Genomic DNA, 23,096 nt, shown 5'->3' with positions numbered 1-23,096 from the left:
AGACACTGGCGGGGCTCACTTCGCGGCGGCAGACCCATTGGACAGGCCCCACACATAGGCGGCCAGGATTCGCGACCGCTCGGGGCCCAGGAAGTCCTTGTGGGCCGGCATGACATTCGTGCGGCCCTTCTCGATCTGCTCGGAGATCGCGGCCAGGGTTCCTCCGTGCAGCCAGATCTTGTCCGTGAGGTTGGGCGCGCCGAGGGCGGGGTTGCCCTTGGCTTCCGGTCCGTGACAGGCGGCGCAGGCCAGGAACTTCCCCTTGCCGGCTTCGGCGAGCTTGGCGTCGTGCGCGGCTCCCGAAAGGGAGAGGACGTAATTGGCGACTTCCTTGACGCCATCCGGCCCACCCACCGCGGCGCCCATGGGCGGCATCATGCCGGTGCGCCCCTCCATGATCGTCGTGAGGATCGCCTGTGGCTCGCCGCCCCACAGCCAGTCGTTGTCGGCGAGGTTGGGAAAGTGCCCCCCGCCGCGTGCGTCCGACCCGTGGCACTGCGAACAATAGGTGAGGAACATGCGCTCGCCCATGAGCCTTGCATGCGGGTCCCTGGCGATCGCCTCGATCTCCATCGCCGCGTACTTCTGGAACACCGGGCCGTACGTAGCCTCGGCACTAGCCTGCTCCGCCTTGTACTGGCCTGTCGACGACCACCCGAGCACTCCCTTGAAAGTGCCCATGCCCGGATAGAGGGCGAGGTACACCAGGCCGAAGATGATCGTGATCCAGAAAAGCCACATCCACCACTTGGGCAGGGGGTTGTTGTACTCCGCGAGGTCCTCGTCCCACTGGTGGCCGGTGGTGCCTACGGACTCGCCAGCGGGGCGCTTCTTGTGCTGCATCGTGAGCAGCAACGCGCAGGCCAGGATGGACACCAGCGTGATGCCGGCAACGTAAAGGCTCCAGAAGCCGTCGACGAAGTCGCTCATTTGCGCCTCTCCCCGGAAGGCACGATGTCATCCTCCTCGAGAGGCAGGCGGGCAGCCGCCTCGAAGTCGGCGCGGCGGCGCGAGGACCAGGCCCACGCGATGATCCCGAGAAAGGTGATCAGGGCTGCGACGGTGATTCCGGCGCGAATGGCATTGATGTCCATCGTCCTATCTCCGCGACTTGATGACGGTTCCGAGATCCTGGAGGTAGGCGATCAGCGCGTCCTCCTCGGTATTTCCGGCCACTTCCTTCGTCGACGAGGCGATTTCGGCGTCGGTGTAGGGTACGCCGACGATGCGCAGCGCCTTCATGTGCGCGGGCAGATCCTCGCCCGCCACCGGTGTCTTCGAAAGCCACGGGTAGCCGGGCATGTTCGACTCCGGCACCACGTCGCGCGGATTGCGCAAGTGGGTGCGGTGCCAGTCGTCGCTGTAACGGCCCCCGACGCGCGCGAGATCGGGCCCCGTGCGCTTGCTGCCCCACTGGAATGGATGGTCGTAGACGAACTCGCCGGCCACCGAATAATGGCCGTAGCGTTCGACCTCGGCGCGGAACGGCCTGATCATCTGCGAATGGCAGTTGTAGCAGCCTTCGCGCTGGTAGATGTCGCGCCCCGCCAGGCGCAGCGCGTTGTAGGGTTTCAGGCCCGAGACCGGCTCCGTCGTCGAGCGTTGGAAATAGAGCGGAACGATTTCGACCAGTCCGCCGACGCTCACGACGAGCACGACGAGGAGGGCGAGGAGGCCGGTTTTCTGTTCAATGATGTCATGGGTGATTTTCATGGTGTTTCTCGCTCAGGCGTGCGCGGGCGCGTCGAGACCCGAGCCGGCGGCCACGGGCGGGATGTCGCCTTCGACGGCCTTGCCCGCGGTGATCGTCTTGACCGTGTTCCACGCCATCACCAGCATGCCGCTGAACACCAGCAGGCCGCCGGTGAGCCGGATCACGTAGTAGGGGTAGGTCGCCTTCACGCTCTCCACGAATGTGTAGGTGAGCGTGCCATCCTCGTTCACCGCTCTCCACATGAGGCCCTGCATCACGCCCGCGATCCACATCGAGGCGATGTAGAGCACGATGCCGATCGTCGTGATCCAGAAGTGCAGCGTGATCGCCTTCACCGAGTGCATCTCGGTGCGGCCGAACAGCCGCGGAATGAGGTAGTAGAGACTGCCGATGGTGATCATCGCGACCCAGCCGAGCGCGCCGGAGTGCACATGGCCGATCGTCCAATCCGTGTAATGCGAGAGCGCATTCACGGTCTTGATCGACATCATCGGGCCCTCGAAGGTCGACATGCCGTAGAACGAGAGCGAGACGATGAGGAACTTGAGGATCGGGTCGGTGCGCAGTTTGTGCCATGCGCCGGAGAGCGTCATGATCCCGTTGATCATGCCGCCCCAGGAGGGCGCCAGCAGGATGAGGGAAAAGACCATCCCGATCGACTGCGCCCAGTCCGGCAGTGCCGTGTAGTGCAGGTGGTGGGGGCCCGCCCACATGTAGGTGAAGATGAGGGCCCAGAAGTGCACGATCGACAGGCGATAGGAGTAGACGGGCCGGCCCGCCTGCTTCGGGATGAAGTAGTACATCATCCCCAGGAAGCCGGCGGTGAGGAAGAATCCGACCGCGTTGTGACCGTACCACCACTGCACCATCGCATCCTGGACGCCGGCGTAGGCGGAGTAGGATTTCAGCAGCCCCGCCGGCACCTCGGCGCTGTTGATGATGTGCAATAGAGCGATCGTGAGAATGTAGGCGCCGAAGAACCAGTTGGCGACGTAGATGTGCTTCACCTTGCGCTTGGCAATGGTGCCGAAGAACACGATCGCGTAGGACACCCACACCACAGCAATGAGGATGTCGATGGGCCACTCGAGCTCCGCGTACTCCTTGCTGGTGTTGTAGCCGAGCGGAAGGGTGATGGCGGCGAGGAGGATGACGACCTGCCAGCCCCAGAAGGTGAACGCGGCGAGCGAGCCGCCAAACAGGCGCGCGTGGCTGGTGCGCTGCACCACATAGTAGGAGGTCGCGAAGAGCGCCGAGCCGCCGAAGGCGAAGATGACCGCGTTCGTGTGCAGCGGGCGCAGGCGCCCATAGGAGAACCACGGGATATCGAAGTTGAGCGCCGGCCACGCGAGTTGCGCGGCGATGATCACGCCGACCAGCATGCCGACGATCCCCCAGACCACGGTCATCACCGCGAACTGGCGGACGACCTTGTAGTTATATTGTGCTTCGTTCATGTCGAGCTCCCCGGAAATGGCTCAAAACACACACGGATCCGCGCATGCGCCTCCCGAGCCGAGTATATCGGCCCGCCTGTTCGCGGGCTTGATACCAGTCAATAAGGAGATGCTTATACTATAGCCGCGATTCCTCGTCGTCCACGACGGATCCGGCCTCGCGATCCAGCTCGTCGAACTGGCCGCTCGCGATGGCCCACCAGAACACGGCGCCGATCACGAAGACGATCACGACGCTGACCGGAATCAGGAGGTAGAGGATGTCCATGGACGCAAAGTGGGGGTCGGGTTACGCATTGGCCGGGGTTCCGGCAGTCCGGTCGCCGGATCGCTTCCCGCCGTATGCCCCGACCCCACGCAGCAGCCGAAGGGCATTGGCCACCACGAGCAGCGATGAGAGGGACATGCCGAGGCTCGCCAGCCAGGGAGTGAGGAATCCGCCCAGCGCCAGGGGCAGGGTGACAGCGTTGTAGGCGATCGCCCAGGCGATGTTCTGACGAATGATTCGGCGCGTGCGCCGCGAGAGCTCGATGGCCTCGCCGATGGCGAGGAGCGAGGGGTTGGCCACCACGAAATCCGCCTGCGACTGCGCAAGCGCCGCCCCGCTCGCCAGCGCAATCGAGACCTGTGCCCGGGCGAGGACCGGGGCGTCGTTAATGCCGTCCCCGATCATGGCGACGACGGCACCCTCGGCGGCCATGGTCTCGACGCGGCGCGCCTTTTCCTCGGGGCTTGCCTCCGCGATACGCAGCGTGATCCCGAGTTCGTCGGCGACCCGATCGACCACGGGTACCCGGTCGCCCGACAGCAGGACCACCTCGCACCCTGCTGCGCGGGCCCGGGAGACGAGTTCGCGCGATTCGGGCCTGAGCGCATCTTCGAAATGGAAGGCGGCGAGCCAGCGACCTTGCGAGGCCATCGCCGCGACCGGCTCCGAGGAGTCCGTGGGGCACGGAAAGGGCGAGCCTGCGATTCCGGCGCAAAACGCGGGCGATCCGACCCGGATGAGCCGGTCTCCCGCCATCGCCTCGACGCCGGCGCCGGCCACCGCCCGGATCGCCGTCATTTCGGGCATGGTGCTTCCGGCGGGGCGGGCCTTCACCAGGGCATGGGCGATCGGATGGGACAGGGCGGATTCGAGCGCAGAGGCCAGGACCAGGCAAGCTGTCCGGTCCAGGTCGCCCAGCACCTCGACGGCGCGCAGGTGCATGCGTCCCGTGGTGAGCGTTCCCGTCTTGTCGAAGACGAGGTGGGTGGCGGATGCGAGCGCCTCGATGGCCCGGCCGCTCGTCACCATCACGCCATGGCGCGACAGGGCATTCACGCAGGCGGTGAGGGCCACCGGGGTCGCGAGCGAAAGCGCGCAGGGGCAGGTGACGACCAGCGTCGATACGGCCACCCACAGGGCTCTGGAAGGATCGATCCACCACCACACCAGGGCGCCCAGCGCCGCGAGGACCACGACGACGATCACGAAGTAGCTCGCGACACGATCGGCCACGAGGGCCCAGCGGGGTTTTTGCGAGGCGGCCCTTTCCATCTGCCGGCGGATCACGTCGAGCATGGCTTCCCCCGGCGCCCTTTCCACGCGTGCCGTGACCGGGGACGCGAGGTTGATGCTGCCGGCGAGCACCTTGTCGCCGGGAGCCTTCGGGACCGGGTAGGTTTCGCCGGTGAGGAGCGCCTCGTCGAACTCCGTCGCACCGGAAACAACGCAGGCGTCGGCGGGCGCAGCTTCGCCCGCCGGGATCGAAACCAGTTCGCCCGGGTTCAGCAGGGAGGGATCAGTCTCGACGCGCTCGTCGCCGATGAGCTTCCATGCCCGCCGCGGCAGGAGCTGCGCGAGTGAATCCGCGGCATCGACGGTGCCCGCGAGCGCCCGGGCCTCGAAGTAGCGGCCGCACAGGATGAAGAACACGAACATCGTGATCGAGTCGTAGTACACCTCGCCGCCGGCCCAGGTGCCGTAGAGGCTCGCCAGGAAGCTCACCACGATGCCCAGCGCCACGGGCACGTCCATCCCGGGCTGGCGCGCCGCGATGCCGTGCCACGCGGCCCGGAAGACGGGCCCCGAGGAGAACAGCAGCACCGGCACGGTGATCACCAGGCTCGCGATGTTGAGGAGTTTCTCGAGGTCCCATGCCAGGGAGCCGTCGATATCCAGGTAGGCCGGGAAGGCCAGCATCATGATCTGCATCATCGCGAAGCCGGCCACCGACAATCGCCAAAGGGCCCTGCGCTCCTCCGCGCGGCGCATGCTCTTCGGGTCGCGTCCCGGCACGCGGGCGCGATAGCCTGCGCGGGCGATCACGGCGGCCAGCTGCTCGCGAGTGGCGGACGGCGAATGCCGGATGCGTACGCGCCGTGTCGCCAGGTTGAGACTCGATTCGGCCACCCCCGGCAGTCGTGCCAGGGCCGATTCGACCCGGGTGATGCAGGCCGCGCAGCTCACGCCTTCGACGTCGAAGACCGTTTCCATTTCCGTGGGCGCGGCGGGCGCCGGCGCCGGGGTAGTGGCACGGGCGAGGCCATCATCGATACCCGCGCAGCCGGCGCAGCAGAACACGAGCGCCGTGCCGTCCTCATCGGCCTTCACGAACGGTGCCGGGGCCGGCTTGCCGCACTGGGCGCACTTCAGGACGTTGGTGAAGCGGGTATCGGGCACTTGGGAAGTCTAGGTGTGCGGCGGTTCGCGCGCTTGCGTCGGGTCAACGGCCCGAGGGCACTCGCTGCCTCTCGAGAAGCAGGAAACGGAGCGCGAAACGATTCCTCTCGTCGGCCGGGTGCTCGCCCAGGACCGATTCGCGCCACTCGCCTGGCGCCAGGACGGGGAAGAAGGTGTCGCCCTCGATCTCGCCTGCGATATCCGTGAGGTACACGCGGTCGGCATCCGGAAGGGCATCGGCGTAGAGCTGCGCGCCGCCGATGACGAACGCTTCGTCCGCCCCGGCGACCGCCTGCCAGGCATCGTCGAGCGAGGCGAGAACGCGGGCGCCGGGCGCCGCGAATCCCGGCGTTCGGCTCACCACGATGTTGCTACGTCCCGGAAGCGCGCGGCCGATGGACTCCCACGTTCGCCGTCCCATGATGATCGGGTGGCCGAGCGTCGTCAGCTTGAAGTGCGCGAGGTCGGCCGGCAGGTGCCAGGGCATGCCGCTGTCCTTGCCGATCGTGCCGTTGCGTGCTCGGGCAACGATGAGGGATCTCAACATGTCATCTGCCGGATTGATAAGTGACGGAAGCGATCGACGGCTCGTTCCTGGACCACGCCTCGACGGTGTTCAGACCGCGATCGGCGCCCGGATCGGCGGATGCGGATCGTAGCCTTCGAGCGCGAAGCCCTCGTACCGGAACGCGAAGAGGTCGCACACGGCGGGGTCCAGCCGCATCACCGGCAAGGCGCGGGGCTCGCGCGACAGCTGCTCGCGGGCCTGGTCCAGGTGGTTGAGGTACAGGTGCGCGTCGCCGAAGGTGTGGACGAATTCTCCCGGCTTGAGGCCTGTCACCTGCGCGACCATCATCGTGAGGAGCGCATAGGAGGCGATGTTGAAGGGCACGCCCAGGAAGATGTCCGCGCTTCGCTGGTAGAGCTGGCACGACAGGCGCCCATCGCACACGTAGAACTGGAAGAAGGCGTGGCAAGGAGCCAGCGCCATGCGCGGGATGTCCGCCACGTTCCACGCCGACACGATAAGGCGGCGCGAGTCGGGATTGGCGCGGATCTGCGCGACGACCTCGGCGACCTGGTCGATGCTGCGCCCATCCGGCGCAGCCCACGAGCGCCACTGGTGGCCATAGACGGGGCCCAGCTCCCCGCGCTCGTCCGCCCATTCATCCCAGATCGAGACGCCGTTCTCCTTCAGGTAACTCACGTTGGTCGAACCCTGCAGGAACCAGAGCAACTCGTGGATCACGCTCTTCATGTGCACGCGTTTCGTCGTCACGAGCGGGAAGCGCTCCGCGAGGTCGAAGCGCATCTGGTGGCCGAACACGGAGAGCGTGCCCGTGCCGGTGCGGTCGGCTTTCTTCGCGCCGTGTTCGAGCACGTGGCGCATGAGATCGAGATAGGCCTTCATGGAGTCAGTCGCCTGCCGAGGATCACCAGGTCGCGTTCGATCCCGTCGAGTTCCGCTATCCGGGGTAGCGTACCCCAATCGGAGAACCCCGCCAGGCGAAAGAGCGCAAGGCTCGCCTCGTTATGGCCGAAGACGAACGCGAGGAGGGTGGCGATTCCGAGTGCAGGGGCGGCGTCGATCGCGTGTTGGAGGAGCGCCCTGGCCGTTCCACGCCGCTGGAATTCCGGCGCCACGTAGACAGCCGCCTCGACACAGCGGTGGTACGCGGGGCGCCCGTAGAAGGAGCGCAACCCGAGCCAGCCCGTCATCCGGCCATCGGACTCGGCCACCCAGAGAGGGCGGTTGGCCTGATTGAAGGACGCAAACCAGTCGCGGCGGTCATCGACGGTGACGGCAACCGTGTCCGCGGTCGCGAGCCGGCCGGGTATGGACGCATTGTAGATCGCGACGATGGCCGGCAGGTCGGCCTCGGTCGCGTGGCGGATAGCGGGCGCTACGAGCGCTGCCCGACGAGAAGCCACAGGCGCGCCAGGTCGGCGGGGCCATCGTTGCCATGGACGCCCTTGAGCGTCTGCATGCCCCGCGCGCGCGCGCCGCTGTGCAACTGCGCGACGCCGAGCAGGAGCTTGGAATCCTCGGGGCGCTTGAGTCCCCCCTTCTGGATTCCCTGTTCCATGAACGCGAGCCCCTTCTGCGGCGCACCCTCGGTCACGTAGTTGTAGCCCACGGCGACGAGGGCATTGCCGGCCTTGTCGGCCAGCGCGTCCTTCTCGGTCTGCGCGCGAGACTTGAGGGACTCGTCCACCGACTTTTGGGCGAGATCGCGCAGGCGCTTGTGCCGATCCGCATCCTTGCCGGTGCCCAGCGCGCCCGCGGCATAGCCTTTCTCGACGATCGTCTTGGCCTCCGACGGGAAGCCCGCCTGAAGAGCGAGTTGCGCCATTTCCAGGTAGTCGTTGGTGGTGGTCACGTTGCCGGTGACGAGCTTCAGCCTGAAGACGTCGAGCGAAAGCCGGTCGGAGAAGCCGTTCTTCCTCTGGACGCGGTTGAGGAGGTCGGTCCAGTATTCCTTCTTCGGGTAGTACATCACCAGCTTTTCTATCGCGTTGACGTAACCCGTATTGTCCTTCTGCTTGAGATAACAGTTGGCGAGGATCTGCAGTTCCGTTTCGGAAGGCCGGCGGCCGTTCCTGCCCTCGGCGTCGCCTTCGCCGGCCGCGCGCGAGGCGCTCGCGCAGTCATTGTTGAGCGAGTACGACTGGACGAGCAGCGTGCGCATGGCCGGATCGTTGCCGCCTTCCTTCTGGTAGCGCGCGGCCCACTGGGCTGCCTTGGGATAGTCCTTGGCCTGGTAATGGAGCCCGGCCACCGCTTGCACGATCTTGAGTTGCTCTGCTCCGGTGGTGCGCCCCGTCGCGATCACCGCCTCGAAAGCCCTGGCGGCTGCCTCGTGGTCGCCCGCGGCTGCGGCAATGCTGCCTCTCGTACGCTGGATGATGTAGGTCTCGTAGGCGGTCTTTCCCGCGACGGCGTCGGCCTCGACGACCTTGGCGAGGGCCTCGCGATACTTCTTCGCCTTGTAGAGGGCATCGGCCGCCTGGAGAGGCTTGCCCACTGCCGGGCGGACGGTGTTCCCGCCGGCTTCCTGGGCCAAGGCCGGCACGGCGCAAGCGAGGAGGAGGATGGCGGCGAGTGCGCCGGCGCGAAGGGTGTTGAGGCCGATCATCGGGCTTTTCTCCAGATTCCGGAAAAGGCCGGGGCCGCGCTTTTGGCGCGGCCCCGGGGATGCTTGAATCAATCGATGAATTGCTCGGCCCCGATGAGACCGATCTTGGTGATGCCGTGGCTCTGGGCCGAGGCCATCACGCCCGCGACGTACTTGTAACTCACGATCTTGTTGGGCCGCAGGTGGAATTCCGGCTGCACGGGCATCGCCGCCGCGTTGATGAACTTCGCGTCCAGGGTCGGGCGGTCGGCCACCGTGTCGCCATTCCAGATGACCGTGCCGTCGAAATCGACCTCGACCAGAATCACCTCGGGCGGAACCGCGGGCGGCGGGGGGTTGCCCACCGGCATGTTGAGCTTCACCGCGTGCGTCTGGATCGGGATGGTGATGATCAGCATGATGATGAGCACCAGCATCACGTCGATGAGCGGCGTGGTGTTGATGTCGATCATCACTTGGGGATCGCCGCTGCCGCCGGAGCCGACTTGCATGCCCATGCGTTTTTCCTTTCGTAATCGCCGCTCAGAGGACGCGGGCGGGAGGCTCGGTGATGAAGCCGATCTTGAGGATCGAGGCGCGCTGGCAGGTCGCGACGACGCGGCCCACGAACTCGTAACGGGTGTTCTCGTCGGCGCGGACGTGGATCTCCGGCTGCGGGTTCTGCACCGCGACGACCTTCAGTTTCTCGAAGAGCGCCTTGGTGCTGGGAACGTACTCCATGCCCCAGAAGACATCCCCGTCCTTGTTGAGGGAGATCGTGATGTTCTCCGGCTTGGTCAGGGTGGGGACGTTGCGCTCCTTCGGGAGCTCCATCGGGACCTGCTGGATGACGACCGGGATCGTGATCAGGAAGATGATGAGCAGCACCAGCATCACGTCCACGAGCGGCGTGGTGTTGATGGCCGACATCACCTCCTGCTCTTCCTCCTCGGCCTGGCCGACGGTCATGGCCATGGATCTATCCCTTGGTCTTCCGGGCGGCGCCGCCCACGATGACGAGGTGCAGGTCCGCGCCGAAGGCGCGCAGATGCTCCATCGCCACCTTGTTGCGGCGAACCAGCCAGTTGTACCCCAGCACCGCGGGAACCGCGACCGCGAGGCCGAAGGCCGTCATGATGAGCGCCTCGCCCACGGGGCCGGCGACCTTGTCGATCGACGCCTGGCCGGCAATCCCGATCGCGGTCAGCGCGTGATAGATGCCCCACACCGTGCCGAAGAGGCCGACGAACGGAGCGGTGGAGCCCACCGTCGCGAGGAACGCGAGCCCGTCCTGCAGGCGGCTGCCGACGTTCTCGACGCCGCGCTGGATGGCCATCGTCACCCACTCGTTGAGGTCGATCTGCCCGAGAAGCTTGCCTTCGTGGTGCTTGGTCGCCTCGAGGGCGGACTCGGTGATGAAACGGAAGGGGCTGCCTTCCTTCAAGGTGGCCACGCCTTCGGTCACCGAACCTGCGGACCAGAACGTGGACTTGGCGGCGGCCGCCTCGCGGTAGAGCTTGTGCTGCTCGTACACCTTCACGAACATGATGTACCACGAGCCCATCGACATGATGACCAGGATGATGAGCGTGCCCTTGGAAACGAAATCACCTTCCTTCCAGAGGGCCTCGAGGCCGTACGGGTTCTCGATCACCTCCTTGTTCTTGGCGGCGGCGGGCGGTGGCACCGGGGCGGGAGCCGCAGCCTCGGCGGGCTTGGCTGCGTCGGCGGCCGGCGCCTGGGCGTGGGCCGCGGTGGAGAGCACCAGCGGCGCTGCCGGCGCGAAGGCGAGGATGATGGCCGCGAGCAGCGCGGGCAGTCGGCGGATCAGGGGCATGTGAATTCCTCCAAATTTCCTGGTGACGTATTGCGGGTGAATAGGGGCCGGCGGAGCGTCAGTCCGTCAGCTTGAAATCGATGTCCACCTCGCCGATGAAGCCGACGGACTCGGGGGCGAATCGCCATTGCGAAAGCGCGCGGATGACCTCGCGGTCGAAGACGCGCGGTGGCTTCGACGAGACGATCCTTACCTCGGAAACCGTGCCGTCGGGACGGATGTGCAGGTGGGCGACCACGTTGCCGTTCTGGATGCCGTCGCGGATCGCCTGGCGCGGGAACACCGGCCGCACGATTTCGCCGACGGGCTTCACGTTCTTGCGCACGACCGGGCCGGTGGGCGCCGGAGGCGCGACCGGGGCGGCCTTCGGCGGCGGGCCGGGCGGCGGACGGTTCGTGGTGACGGTCGTGATCGTGGGCGCCTGCTGGGCCTGCATCGGCACCTGGATGTTCACTTCCGGCGGCGGGATGAACGGCGGCGGCGGGGCGAACTTGGGCGGCGGCGGGGGCGGTGTGTCGGGAGGCGGCTTCTTGATCTCCTCGATGATCTTGGTCTCGAGCGGTGCCTTTAGGACCTCGACGACCGTTCTCGCAAGACCGGTGACCAGCGCGTAGCCGACGAGCAGATGCAGGAGGCCGACCATGATCACGCTCGGCAGGTGTTTCGCCGGGTTTCTCTGGGTCTCCCTGTAGCTCTTCATGAAACCACCCTCCACCCCCTCGGCGCGCGTATGCGCCATTCGGTCACGACCGGCCCTGCGGCCGCCCGTTTTGCAGGCCGCGTGCCGACTCCGGACACACGGGATATCTAGTTCTCCTCCTTGCAGACCGATCAGGAGGAGACTGTTTCGGAAACCCGGAATTCTATTCGACTATCGGGGCAATTTCCAGCGCAATGATTTGTGGTTAACCTTGGACGGGGAACCCCTCACAGCCGTTCAAGAACCGATGCCGGGCAGCCCATTCATGCAAGCGCCATCCTCGATGAGGAGAAAGTGGGTTAAGCGCGATCCGGAAGGCGCTGGCCATCGATCCGGACGACCTGCTGGCGCTGATCATGCGCGCCAACCTGCACTAGCGTCGGGGTAGGGAACACGAGGCCGCCACGGCCTGCCGGGGGCAGTCGCCACCGTGTCACCGACCCCCGAGCGCCTTCCCCCCGGGAGGGGCGGACGGATTCGACCTGCAGCCGGCGGTGGCCTTCCCCCGAATCGCGTGGCGAGCCAGATTCTGCAATCGTAAAAAAAACGGCGAGCCGAAGCTCGCCGTTTTTCGGGTTGAAGCGGTCCCGCGGATCAGAACTTGTAAGTTGCGTTGACGAACCAGTGACGCCCGAAGGAGTCGTAGGTGCCCGGGAAAGTGTTGCCGTTCCCGAACACGGACGGGCCCTGCTGCGAGGTGAGGGGCGGATCGCGATCGAGCATGTTGTTGATGCCGCCGCGCAGCGTGAACTGCTTGGTCACGTTCCAGGAACCAGCGATATCGATGTAGTTCTGCGAGCTGAGCGTCTTCTCGATCTCGTTGTAGCCTCCGGCGAGCAGCGGGTTGGACGAGGTCTCCTGCACCTCAACCTCGCCAAGGTAGCGCCAGGTCAGCGCCAAGTCCCAGTTCCACGGGGTGGTCCACGTGCCGCGCATCTTGTGGCGCCATTCCGGGTTCGGGGAACCGCACTTGTTCGCCCCGTACAGGCCTACGCAGTCATACTTGCCCAGCCCCTTGATTTCCTCGGTCTCCAGCTTCTGCAGCCAGGTCCCGATCATGTTGAGGCCGAGGCTGCCGTAGCCGTTCGTCATGCGATAGCTGTAGTTGAATCCCACGTCGATGCCGGAGGTCTCCGTGCCACCGAGGTTCTGGTTGGTGGCGGTGATCCGGCCGTCGTTAAGGAGCCAAAGCGTGCCGAGCGTATCGCGGTGGATCAGGTCACAGAACGCGCCGTTCGAGAGGCACTGGCTGAGGGTCGTGGTCGGCGAGACGATCGAAATGGTCCTGTCGATCTTGATGTCGTAGTAGTCGACCGTTGCGCTGAAGTTGCGCATCGGCGTCCAGACGAACCCGATCGTGTAGGTCTTCGCTTCCTCGGGCTTGAGTTCCGGATTGCCGCCCTGCAGGAAGTTGTACTGACCCGCCGGGCTGTCCTGGATGGTGCCGTACTGCGCTGCTGTCACGCCGGTGCGCGCGCACTCAACCCGGGTTGCGGTCGGGGTGGGCCCGGCACACGGGTCGGAATCCATGTCGAACAGGTTGTTGCCCTGCGCCTGGTAGAGCTCGACCAGGTTCGGGGCGCGAACGGCACTCTGGTAGCTGCCGCGCAGGCGCGCGGTCTTGACGGGCGCCCAGTCGAGGCCCAGGCCCCAGGTGTTCGTGGAGTTGCCCGTGCTGTAGCTGGAGTGACGAATGCTGCCCGAGGCGCTGAGGGACTCGGCCCCCTTTACCCCGTCCAGGATCGGCAGGCGCATTTCCCCGAAATACTCGTTCACCGTGTACTTGCCGTCGAGCGGAGGCGTGGGTCCGCCGGATCCGGACAGGTTGCCGGTAGCCACGTTCCCGTCGGGCAGCAGATCCACCTTTTCCGTACGACGCTCGGCGCCAAGCGCCACGCCCACGCCGCTTTGGGCCTGCGGGAGCTTCCAGCCATAGTCGCCAAGGTCGGCGGTCAATGTTCCGCCATAGAAGGCCTGCTGCGTGCCACCGGTCTGGATCCCCGGCGCCTGCAGGTAGCTCAGCATGGCGGGCGTGACGGCGCCGTTCGACCATACGTTGTAGGGCACGCAATTCGGGTCGGTGCCGTTGGCGGCCGTCCGGCAGACGGCCTGGCCGTTGACGTTCACCACATCGAGGGCGCGGTTGATCCGGTCGTCCATGAAGTAGTTCTGCTGGGTCTGGGAGACGATGACCTTGGCCGCTTCCATATAGACGTCATAGCTCCACTTGCCGATGTCGCCCTTCACGCCCAGCACCTCGCGGTAGGAGGTGTGGCGGTAGTCCGACTGGCGCCCGCCGCCTTCCACGTTACGTCGCTGGACCACGACGTCTGTGCTGTCCGTGGCGCTGTTCAAACCGAGCGCGCTTCTCCAGCCGGCCGAGAGGAGGGGGTTGTCCCCGTAGATCGTGGCGATGTTGCCGAAGATGCCGCCGGGCGCGACCTGACCGATGCTTCTGTCGTCCATGAAGTTGAACTCGGCATAGATCTTTGCCTGGGGCGTGATGTCATAGTTCGCGTAGGCGGCGGCGGTGTAGCGCTCGTCGGGACGCTGGTAATAGTTGGTCGGGCCGAAGTTGTACTGGTCCAGGGAGTTGTTGTAACGGCGCGTCGCGTTCGTCGTGCGGTCGTTCGTCCAGACCCGGCCGTCGGCCAGGTTGGTGACGCGGCCCGTGGCGCTCGTGCCCGAGCCACCGCAGCTGAAGCTGCTGCCGCTCGCGGCGAGCGCGCAGGCGCTGAAGTCGCGTTCCGACTGCAGCAGCGCATCCGCGTTGTGATAGCCGAAGAAGACCGTGCCGTTGCCCTTGCCGTCGGCGAAGTTGCTGCCCATGGTGATGGCGAGGTCACCGATCCGGCCGTCCGAACTCTTGTTGCCCGGCACCTGGAACTCGGCCGGGTTGGTGGCCGCGCGCCCGTTGATGATGTCCGCCACGCCTTTGGGATTGTCCTGTTGGTGGCTGTTCCAGCTCTGGTTGGCGTCGATCTGAACGCCCTGGAACTTGTCGTTCATGATGAAGTTCACCACGCCGGCGACGGCATCCGAGCCGTAAACGGCGCCGGCGCCGCCGGTCAGGATCTCGACGCGCTTGATGAGGGCCGCGGGAATCTGGTTCAAGTCGGGAGCGACGGTCGTGGTGTCGCCCAAAGGCATGCGGCGGCCGTTCATGAGCACCAGGGTACGGTTCGTCCCGAGGCCGCGCAGGTTCACGGTTGCCGTGCCCGAAGCGCCGTTGGAGACCGTGCTGTTCTGGTCCGCGAAGACCTGCGGCATGCTGTTGAGCAGGTTCTCGACGTTCATCGTGCCGTCGATCTTGATGTCTTCCGCCGTGATGACGGACACCGGGCTGGGGCCCTCGAGGTTCGGCGCCGGCAAGCGAGTACCCGTGATTTCGATCTTCTCGACCTTCTCGGTTTTCGGCGCAGCCTGCTGCGCGAAAGCCAACGGTGCGGCCATCAGCGAGATCGCGATCTCGGTGGCGATGACGCACGTCTTCCTCCGGAAAGACTTGGCCGGTTGCTTGTAATTGCTCATCAAGGGCTCCTCAATTGACGTGGGTAAGCGAAACGTCCGATCCAATACGGTCGACCCTGACTCGGTGCCGTTACAGGCGCTGTTACGAAATCCGGCGTCGTTTCAGGAATCATCGCGTTCCCCGTGCTTGGGGAGTTTTTCTTTTATAGACAGCAACTTGGAATAAACAGCTGCTGGCCATATGGCGGTCCGGACGCGATTGATCGCCGGATAATAGCCACAGTCTTGTGAAAGTTCCAACATTTTCTCGATATTTGTCGCATTTCTGCAACGCGTCGGCCCGGCGCAGGGAGCAAGGCAAAAAAAAGACCCGCAGGCAGGTGCCTGCGGGTCCGTGTCCGGCAAGGATCATCCCCGGCCGCTTGGGCCGGCGGGGATGCCGATTACATCGTGTAGTTGAATCCCACGCGGACGGTGCGGCCGATCACGTTGTACATGCTGAAGTCGTACAGGTAGGTGCCGCTGAAGCCCGGGTCGTAGGGCGGCTTCTTGTTGTCGAGGTTGGTGACCGAGGCCGTCAGGCGCAGGTTCTTGTTGACCTGGTAGCGGCCGAAGAGGTCCCACGTGAAGTAATTGTCGATCCGCTCGTGGTAGGCGCCGGTCTGGTAGCTCGCATCCTGTCCTGTGAAATAGGAGCCCGGAAGCAGTTGCTGGTAATAGCCGCGGATGTAGTTGTACTGCAGCGTCGCAGCCAGGCCCGCGTAGTCCCAGTCCTGCGTCAGCGTCCCGCGGGTGCGCGGCATGGTGTTCGTGCCCCCGTTGGTGCCTACCGTCTCCACGCCGTCCTCCTTGAAGGAATCGATGTAGGAGAAATTGGCCCGGGACGTGAACTTGCCCACGGAGGTGCTGATCGCGTACCGGACATCGAGGTCGATGCCGTTCGTCTTGGTGACGGCGAGGTTGCGGTAGTTGTTGAGCACCGTGACGATCGCGTTGGTCAGCGGATCGCGGATCACGCGCGGGCCGCCGTCGTTCACGATCGACTGGAAGCTGTCGGAGCCGACGATGTTCTTCCACTCGATGTTGTAGTAGTTCAGGCCGATGTTGAAGTCGCGGGTCGGCTCCCACACGATGCCGGCGGTGGTGGTGGTGGACTTCTCGGCTTCCAGGCCCGGGTTGCCCGCGAAGACGCCCGAAATCTGCGTGTTCTGGCCCGTGAGCGGATCGATCACGGAGGTGAAGAAGGTCGCCGTGGACGGGGAGATTTCCGGCAGTGTCGGGGCACGGAATCCCTGGCCCCAGTTGGCGCGCAGGATCAGGTTCGACGTCGGGCGGAACTTCACGCCGACCTTCGGGGTCGTCGAACTGCCGTAGTCGCTGTAGTGGTCGTAGCGCAGCGCGATCTGGCCCTCGATCATCTGCGTGAAGGGCAGCGCCAGTTCGCCATAGATCGCGAAATTGTCGCGTTTCCCGTCGGTGGCCGTCGTGCCCTGGCCCAGGATGTCTCCCGACGAGGCGCGCGGGTCCGGCGTGTCCTTCAGCTTTTCCTCGCGGTATTCGGCGCCGATTGCCAGCCCGATGCCGCCGCCGGCCAGCTTGCCGATCTCGGTGGAGCTCTTGGTGTCGACGAAGAAAAGCTCCGAATCGGAATTGCGCGGGAAGTCGGCGCGGATGCTGTCACGGACGGCAGCCGAGTTGCCGTTGAAGTTGTTCAGGTTGTAGGTGGCGCTGCTGGAGATCGGAACCGGCGGCTGCGGCGTGCTGGGCACGCTGAACGCGGCGCTCGTCCCGGAAAGCGACAGGCGGTTGAAGTTCATCGCCTCGACCTCGTTCTTCGAGTAGCCCAGGGCGCTGTCGAAATCCCACTTGTTCCAGGTGTAGGTGGCGCCGGTGAGGAAGCGGAGCGTGTCGGACGTGACCTCGGTATCGCGCGTGCCCATGTCGCCCAGCACGCCGACGTAGCGCGCGTTGGTCGGGAACGGGTTGCCCGCGACGCCGGGAGCGAAGTTGATGTTGTAGGTGAACGGGCGAAGTCCGGCCGTCGTGGCGACTAGCCCCGTCGTTCCCGCGAAGAACGGGTCCTGGAACTTCTGGAAGGTCGAGATCCGGCTCAGGGCCAGTTCGACGTATCCGGTGGTCGCTGCCGAGAACTCGCGCGTGGCCCGGCCGAGGAAGCCCGTCCGCTCGGTATCCGGCAAGGCGGTGAACTCGTTGTTGAAGTCCTGCGCGCAGAACGTGTTGCCCGGGATGTTGAACGACGTGTTGCCGGCCGGGGCGCCGATGAGGCCCGCGTTGACAGCCGTCGGTCCGTCGATCACCGAGCCGCGGCAACTGGAGATCGACCGCTGGTTGGCCGTGAGCGCGTTCGCCGCGGTAAGCTGGCGCCACGTGCCGCCGCCCGTGAGCGACTGGAAGTTGCGCCCGCCGTCATAGCCGCGCATGTCGCGCGTGTGGCCGAACTCCGTGTCGGAGAGCATGAGCAGGTCGCGCTTGTAGTAGTCGAACACGCCGAAGACGTTGTAGCGGTCCGTGGCCAGGTCGCCGATGCCACCGGTGAGGTTCAGGCGGTAGTCGTTCTTGCCCTCGAACTGGCCGACGAAGCCGCCGATCTCCCCTCCCTTGTAGTCCTTGCGCAGGATCACGTTCACCACGCCGGCGATGGCGTCGGAGCCGTACACGGCGGAAGCGCCGTCCTTGAGGATCTCGATGCGCTCGACGGCGGCGCTGGGAATGGAGTTCAGGTCGACGAAGGTGTCCTGGAGGTTCTGCGCAAACCCGTAGCCGGCGGTGCGGCGGCCGTTGAGGAGGACGAGCGTCGTCTTCTGGCCCAGGCCGCGCAGGGAGATGCCGGCGGCACCCGGAGCGAAGCTGTTGGTGAAGCTCTCGCTGAAGCTGCCGCCGCTGTTGGCGGGAATGTTGCGCAGCACGTCGGCAACCGTCGGCTGGCCGGAGCGCTCGATCTGGTCGCGAGTGATGACCTCGACGGGGGCGACAGTCTCGGTATCCACGCGCTTGATGTTGGTGCCGGTGACCTCGATCTTCTCGACCTTCTGCGCCTGCTGGGCCAGGGCTCCGGCCGCGATCATCGACAGGGCGACCCCGGTGCCCAGGGCTTGCGCCACGACGCGTACGAGCTGCTTCTTCCTGATCTGTTTCATCATTTCTCCGGTTTGGCTGACGTAATGGTGACCATGGCATGTCCTCTAAAGGGCTTCGGCGCCAGGCTGGCGACAACAGGCCGGGAGATTCTCGGGCGCCAATGGCAAACCCGCGCAGCATATTGCAGAAGGCGGGCTCCCGCAATCGCCGGGGCGTCATTCCGCGAGGGAGCACGGTATCCCGGCGGGCCGGCTTTTCGGAGTCTGGAAGTGGCGCGCGCCCGGGGCGGTAAAGCCATGCCGGGATACCGGGCGGGGGCGATTGCTGCTACAATCTTGTGGTTTCGGAAACCAGATGGGCGGCAGCGCCCATTTTTTGTTTGTGAAACCGATTTCGGGCAACGAAGACTGGCTGGAGGCAACCCTGGGGTCCCTGGGCTACGAGCTCGTGGACCTCGAGAAGTCGCGAGGCGGAATGGTGCGCGTCTTCATCGACAAGCCGGGAGGGATCACCGTGGAGGATTGCGCCGCGGCAAGCCGCCACCTGATGCGGGTTTTCGCCGTCGAGGGATTCGACTACGAGCGCCTGGAAGTGTCGTCGCCGGGGCTGGACCGGCCGCTCAAGCGCCTGGAGGATTTCGCGCGCTTCGCGGGCAGGGATGCCTCGGTGCGCTTGAAGCTGCCTCGCGACGGCAGGCGCCGCCTGGAAGGACGCATCGCGGGGGTCGAGGACGGGAATGTCCTCATCGAAGTCGAGGGGAAGCGCTGGTCGGTCGCGATGACGGATATCGACCGGGCCCGGCTGGTGCCGGACGTTTGACGCTGGAGGTGTTGGAAATGACGCGGGAACTCTTGTTGCTGGTCGATGCGCTGTCGCGCGAGAAGAACGTGCCGAGGGACGTGGTGTTCCTCGCGCTCGAGATGGCGCTCGCCTCGGCCACGAAGAAGCGCTTCAAGGACGAAGTCGACGTCCGGGTCGAGGTCGACCGCGAGACGGGCGAATACAAGGCGTTTCGCCGCTGGACGGTGGTGCCCGACGAGGACCACGAGGAGCCCGCCCACCAGGTGGCCATCACGGACGCGCTGGCCGAGAACGCGGAGGCCAAGCTCGGGGACGTCTTCGAGGAACCCCTCGAGCCCGAGACCTTCGGGCGCATCGGCGCCCAGGCCGCCAAGCAGGTGATCCTGCAGAAGATCCGCGACGCCGAGCGCGAGCAGATCCTCAACGACTTTCTCGAGCGGGGCGAGTCGCTCGTGACCGGCACGGTGAAGCGCGCCGAGCGCGGCAACCTCATCGTGGAATCGGGGCGCGTCGAGGCGATGCTGCCCCGCGACCACCTGATCCCCAAGGAGAACCTGCGCGTGGGCGACCGCGTGCGGGCGTACATCGACAAGATCGACCGCCAGGCGCGCGGACCGCAGCTCATCCTCTCGCGCATCGCGCCCGACTTCCTCGCCAAGCTCTTCGAGCTGGAGGTGCCGGAGATCGAGGAAGGCCTGCTCGAGATCAAGGCGGCCGCGCGCGACCCCGGGCTGCGCGCCAAGATCGCGGTGAAGTCGAACGACCGGCGCATCGACCCGATGGGCACCTGCGTCGGCATGCGCGGCTCGCGCGTGCAGGCCGTGACGCAGGAACTGGCCGGCGAGCGCGTCGACATCATCCTCTGGTCTGCGGACCCGGCGCAGTTCGTGATCAACGCCCTGGCGCCGGCGGAGGTGAGCTCCATTGTCGTGGACGAGGAACGCCACGCGATGGACGTGGTCGTCGAGGAGGACCAGCAGGCGATCGCCATCGGCAAGCTTGGCCAGAACGTGAAGCTCGCCTCCCAGCTCACCGGCTGGGAACTGAACATCATGACGGTCGAGCAGCGCAAGGAAAAGGCCGGAGCCGAGACGGAGGGCCTGCGCGCCCTGTTCATGGAAAAGCTCGACGTGGACGAGGAAGTCGCCGACATCCTCGTGGCGGAGGGCTTCACGTCCATGGACGAGGTTGCCTACGTGCCGATCAACGAGATGCTCGAGATCGAGGCGTTCGACGAGGAGACGGTGAACGAATTGCGCCGTCGCGCGAGAAACGCGCTCCTCACCGAGGAGCTGCAGCACGAGGAGACGGTGGAAAGCGCCGCCGGCAGCCTCGAAAGCATGGAAGGCATGGACGGCCAGACCGCCCGGCTGCTTGCCTCGAAGGGCATCACCACGATGGATGCGCTCGCAGACCTTGCGACCGAGGAGCTCACCGAGCTCACCGGCATGGAGGATGAGCGGGCCAGCCAGCTGATCATGACGGCGCGCGCGCCGTGGTTCAAGGAGCCGGCGCAGGCCTGATCGCCGCCCGGGAAGGAACGTCAATGGCCAAATCCAACGTCGCCCAGTTCGCCGAGGAGCTCAAGCTCACGGTGCCGCGGCTCATCGAGCAGCTGCAGGCCGCCGGCGTGAGCAAGCAGGCCGGGGAAGACCCCGTGACCGAGCAGGACAAGACGCGCCTGCTCGACTACCTGCGTGAAGTTCACGGCCACAAGGAAGAGAAAAAGAAGATCACGCTCACGCGCAAGCAGACGACCGAGATCAAGCGGGCCGATTCGACCGGAAAGGCGCGCACCATCCAGGTGGAGGTTCGCAAGAAGCGCACCTTCGTGAAGGTCGACAAGCCGGAGACGCCGGTCGAGGTGGAGAAGCCCGCGGCGCCCGCGGCGCCGATCATCGACCAGGACGAGGTCCGCAAGCGCGAGGAGGAGGCCCGCCGCCAGGCCGAGCTGGCCTCGCGCCAGGCCGCGGATGCCCAGTCGAAGACCAAGAAGGCGAAGACCAAGAAGGAAGAGGCCGAGGCTGCCGCCGCGGCTGCCGCCGCGGCCGCTCCCACTGAGGCCGCCCCCGCGACTCCCGTCGAGGGCGAGGGCGTCAAGAAGAAACGCGTCATGCGCAAGAAGGGCGAGGAGCTCGCCACCGAGGCGCAGGCCCCCGTACTCGTGGAAGTGAAGGCCGAGGCCCCCGCCGAAGCCGGGGCGGTCCCGGATGCCAAGGCGCCGGCGAGCGAAGGCACGCTCCATCGCCCGGCCATCAGGGCCGACGAGAAAAAGGCCGTGAAGAAGCCGGCCCGGCCGACCACGTCGTGGGCCGACGAAATGGCCAAGCGCCGCGGGATGAAGACCCGCGGCGACGCAGGTGGCGGACGCGGCGGTGGCTGGCGCGCGGGTGCGCGCGGCTCGCGCCATCGTGACGAGGACCCCTTGTCCGCCCACAGCGTTCCGGTGGAGCCGAAAGTGATCGAAGTGCTCGTTCCCGAGACGATCAGCGTCGGGGACCTTGCGCGCAAGATGGCGGTGAAGGCGGCCGAGGTCATCAAGACCATGATGAAGATGGGCTCGATGGTCACCATCAACCAGGTCATCGACCAGGAAACGGCCATGATCGTGGTGCAGGAGATGGGCCACACGGCCAAGCTCGCGAAACTCGACGACCCCGAGGCCTTCCTCACCGAGGCCGATGCCGGAGAGTCCGCGCACTTGAGCGAGACCCGGCCACCTGTCGTCACCGTGATGGGCCACGTGGACCACGGCAAGACCTCCCTCCTCGACACGATCCGCAAGGCGCGGGTCGCGGCGGGCGAGGCGGGCGGGATCACGCAGCACATCGGCGCCTACCACGTGAAGACGGCGCGCGGCGTCATCACCTTCCTCGACACACCGGGCCACGAGGCCTTCACGGCGATGCGCGCACGCGGAAGCCAGATCACCGACCTCGTGATCCTGGTCGTGGCCGCCGACGACGGAGTCATGCCGCAGACCATCGAGGCCATCAACCACGCCAAGGCCGCGAACGTGCCGATGATCGTGGCGGTGAACAAGATCGACAAGCCCGAGGCCAACCCGCAGCGCGTGAAGCAGGACCTGCTCGCGCACGGCGTGGTTTCCGAGGAATTCGGCGGCGATGCGCAGTTCATCGAGGTTTCGGCCAAGACGGGGCAGGGCGTCGACCGGCTCATCGAGGCGATCCAGCTCCAGGCCGAGGTGCTCGAGTTGCGCGCGGTAGTGAACGCGCCGGCCAAGGGCATGGTCATCGAGGCGCGGCTCGACAAGGGCCGTGGACCGGTGGCGACCGTACTCGTGAAGTCCGGCACGCTCCGGAAGGGCGACAACGTCCTCGCCGGCGCCGTGTTTGGACGCGTTCGGGCCATGACCGACGAGGACGGCAAGCCGGTCAACGAGGCCGGCCCGGCCATTCCGGTCGAGATCCAGGGCCTGCAGGAAGTGCCGCGGGCAGGCGACGAGATGCTGGTGCTCAACGACGAGCGCAAGGCGCGCGAGATCGCGCTCTTCCGCCAGGGCAAGTTCCGCGACGTGAAGCTCGCCAAGCAGCACGCGACCAAGATCGAGAGCGCCATGGAGCAGATGGCCGAGACGGGCCCCGCCAAGTCGCTGGCCCTCATCATCAAGGCGGACGTGCAGGGCTCCTACGAGGGTCTCGCGCATGCGCTCGCTAAGCTTTCGACCGACGAGGTGAAAGTCAACATCATCCATACCGGAGTAGGCGGCATCACGGAGTCCGACGTGAACCTCGCGCTGGCTTCCAAGGCGGTGGTGATCGGCTTCAACGCCCGGGCCGATGCCACCGCGAGAAAGCTCGCCGAGCATTCCGGCGTGGACATCCGCTACTACAGCATCATCTACGACGCGGTCGACGACCTGAAGGTCGCCGTCACGGGCATGCTGCCCCCGGAACGCAAGGAATCCATCCTCGGCATGGTCGAGGTGCGAAACGTGTTCAGGATCTCGAAGGTGGGCACCGTGGCCGGGTGCATGGTGACCGAGGGGTTGGTGAAGCGCGGCTCGCAGGTCCGTCTCGTGCGCGCCGGCGTCGTCGTTCACACGGGCGAGCTCGACTCGCTCAAGCGATTCAAGGACGACGTGAAGGAAGTGAAGACCGGTTTCGAGTGCGGCCTGTCGCTCCGGGGTTTCAACGACGTCGAGGTCGGCGACATGATCGAGGCGTTCGAGGTCGTCGAAGTGGCGAGGACGCTCGCCTGAGCCCTTGCCGGGGC

General features: G+C 65.9%; 19 protein-coding genes. 3 read left to right on the top strand and 16 right to left on the bottom strand.

Translation table 11 applies throughout. From position 1 onward, the window contains the following. Positions 1-15 precede the first annotated feature (15 nt). The 16 genes from ccoP to IPP91_18110 all read right to left on the bottom strand — a co-directional run bounded on the left by ccoP (position 16) and on the right by IPP91_18110 (position 18,118). Positions 16-930: a cytochrome-c oxidase, cbb3-type subunit III gene (ccoP, locus tag IPP91_18185; protein ID MBL0143970.1), complete on the bottom strand. Its 915-nt coding sequence runs from the start codon at positions 928-930 to the stop codon at positions 16-18. Continuing rightward, the gene (locus IPP91_18180; protein ID MBL0143969.1) at positions 927-1,094 is read right to left on the bottom strand and encodes a cbb3-type cytochrome c oxidase subunit 3; all 168 of its coding nucleotides are present in this window, start codon (positions 1,092-1,094) and stop codon (positions 927-929) included. Before IPP91_18180 ends, ccoP begins: the two co-directional genes overlap by 4 nt. Before the next feature lie 4 nt (positions 1,095-1,098). After that, positions 1,099-1,713 (bottom strand): cytochrome-c oxidase, cbb3-type subunit II, encoded by a 615-nt coding sequence (gene ccoO / locus IPP91_18175; GenBank protein MBL0143968.1) that lies wholly within the window; start codon positions 1,711-1,713, stop codon positions 1,099-1,101. A gap of 12 nt (positions 1,714-1,725) precedes the next feature. Further along, a complete protein-coding gene (gene ccoN, locus IPP91_18170; GenBank protein MBL0143967.1) occupies positions 1,726-3,171 on the bottom strand; it encodes a cytochrome-c oxidase, cbb3-type subunit I in 1,446 nt (481 codons plus the stop codon). Positions 3,172-3,289: 118 nt separating this feature from the next. Next, positions 3,290-3,439: a cbb3-type cytochrome oxidase assembly protein CcoS gene (ccoS, locus tag IPP91_18165; protein MBL0143966.1), complete on the bottom strand. Its 150-nt coding sequence runs from the start codon at positions 3,437-3,439 to the stop codon at positions 3,290-3,292. Positions 3,440-3,460: 21 nt separating this feature from the next. Further along, positions 3,461-5,836: a cation-translocating P-type ATPase gene (locus tag IPP91_18160; GenBank protein ID MBL0143965.1), complete on the bottom strand. Its 2,376-nt coding sequence runs from the start codon at positions 5,834-5,836 to the stop codon at positions 3,461-3,463. 43 nt (positions 5,837-5,879) lie between these two features. Next, a complete protein-coding gene (locus IPP91_18155) occupies positions 5,880-6,383 on the bottom strand; it encodes a dihydrofolate reductase (GenBank protein ID MBL0143964.1) in 504 nt (167 codons plus the stop codon). Positions 6,384-6,452: 69 nt separating this feature from the next. Continuing rightward, a complete protein-coding gene (locus IPP91_18150; protein MBL0143963.1) occupies positions 6,453-7,247 on the bottom strand; it encodes a thymidylate synthase in 795 nt (264 codons plus the stop codon). Beyond that, on the bottom strand, positions 7,244-7,732 hold the full coding sequence (locus IPP91_18145) for an N-acetyltransferase (protein ID MBL0143962.1): 489 nt from the start codon (positions 7,730-7,732) through the stop codon (positions 7,244-7,246). Before IPP91_18145 ends, IPP91_18150 begins: the two co-directional genes overlap by 4 nt. A gap of 8 nt (positions 7,733-7,740) precedes the next feature. Then, positions 7,741-8,973: a hypothetical protein gene (locus IPP91_18140; GenBank protein MBL0143961.1), complete on the bottom strand. Its 1,233-nt coding sequence runs from the start codon at positions 8,971-8,973 to the stop codon at positions 7,741-7,743. Positions 8,974-9,041: 68 nt separating this feature from the next. Further along, positions 9,042-9,470, bottom strand: coding sequence for a biopolymer transporter ExbD (locus IPP91_18135; GenBank protein ID MBL0143960.1), 429 nt, complete (start codon positions 9,468-9,470; stop codon positions 9,042-9,044). A 25-nt stretch (positions 9,471-9,495) separates the two neighbouring features. Beyond that, complete coding sequence (locus IPP91_18130) at positions 9,496-9,927, bottom strand: biopolymer transporter ExbD (GenBank protein ID MBL0143959.1); 432 nt, start codon at positions 9,925-9,927, stop codon at positions 9,496-9,498. Positions 9,928-9,931: 4 nt separating this feature from the next. Beyond that, positions 9,932-10,789: a MotA/TolQ/ExbB proton channel family protein gene (locus IPP91_18125; protein ID MBL0143958.1), complete on the bottom strand. Its 858-nt coding sequence runs from the start codon at positions 10,787-10,789 to the stop codon at positions 9,932-9,934. 58 nt (positions 10,790-10,847) lie between these two features. Beyond that, on the bottom strand, positions 10,848-11,489 hold the full coding sequence (locus tag IPP91_18120) for an energy transducer TonB (GenBank protein ID MBL0143957.1): 642 nt from the start codon (positions 11,487-11,489) through the stop codon (positions 10,848-10,850). A gap of 594 nt (positions 11,490-12,083) precedes the next feature. After that, complete coding sequence (locus IPP91_18115) at positions 12,084-14,942, bottom strand: TonB-dependent receptor (GenBank protein MBL0143956.1); 2,859 nt, start codon at positions 14,940-14,942, stop codon at positions 12,084-12,086. 461 nt (positions 14,943-15,403) lie between these two features. After that, positions 15,404-18,118: a TonB-dependent receptor gene (locus IPP91_18110; GenBank protein ID MBL0143955.1), complete on the bottom strand. Its 2,715-nt coding sequence runs from the start codon at positions 18,116-18,118 to the stop codon at positions 15,404-15,406. 295 nt (positions 18,119-18,413) lie between these two features. Here IPP91_18110 and rimP point away from each other — a divergent pair, with 295 nt between their 5' ends. From rimP to infB, 3 genes are read left to right on the top strand one after another with little or no spacing between them, the layout of a single operon-like run. Continuing rightward, positions 18,414-18,878, top strand: a complete 465-nt coding sequence (gene rimP, locus IPP91_18105; GenBank protein MBL0143954.1) for a ribosome maturation factor RimP — start codon at positions 18,414-18,416, stop codon at positions 18,876-18,878. A 17-nt stretch (positions 18,879-18,895) separates the two neighbouring features. Then, positions 18,896-20,383, top strand: coding sequence for a transcription termination/antitermination protein NusA (gene nusA, locus IPP91_18100; protein MBL0143953.1), 1,488 nt, complete (start codon positions 18,896-18,898; stop codon positions 20,381-20,383). Positions 20,384-20,406: 23 nt separating this feature from the next. After that, positions 20,407-23,082: a translation initiation factor IF-2 gene (gene infB / locus IPP91_18095; GenBank protein MBL0143952.1), complete on the top strand. Its 2,676-nt coding sequence runs from the start codon at positions 20,407-20,409 to the stop codon at positions 23,080-23,082. The last annotated feature ends 14 nt before the right edge of the window (positions 23,083-23,096 follow it).

The organism is Betaproteobacteria bacterium (assembly GCA_016720855.1).
Classification (GTDB): domain Bacteria; phylum Pseudomonadota; class Gammaproteobacteria; order Burkholderiales; family Usitatibacteraceae; genus FEB-7.
Note: the sequence above shows the minus strand (reverse complement) of the source record. Positions and strands in the feature narration are given on the sequence as shown.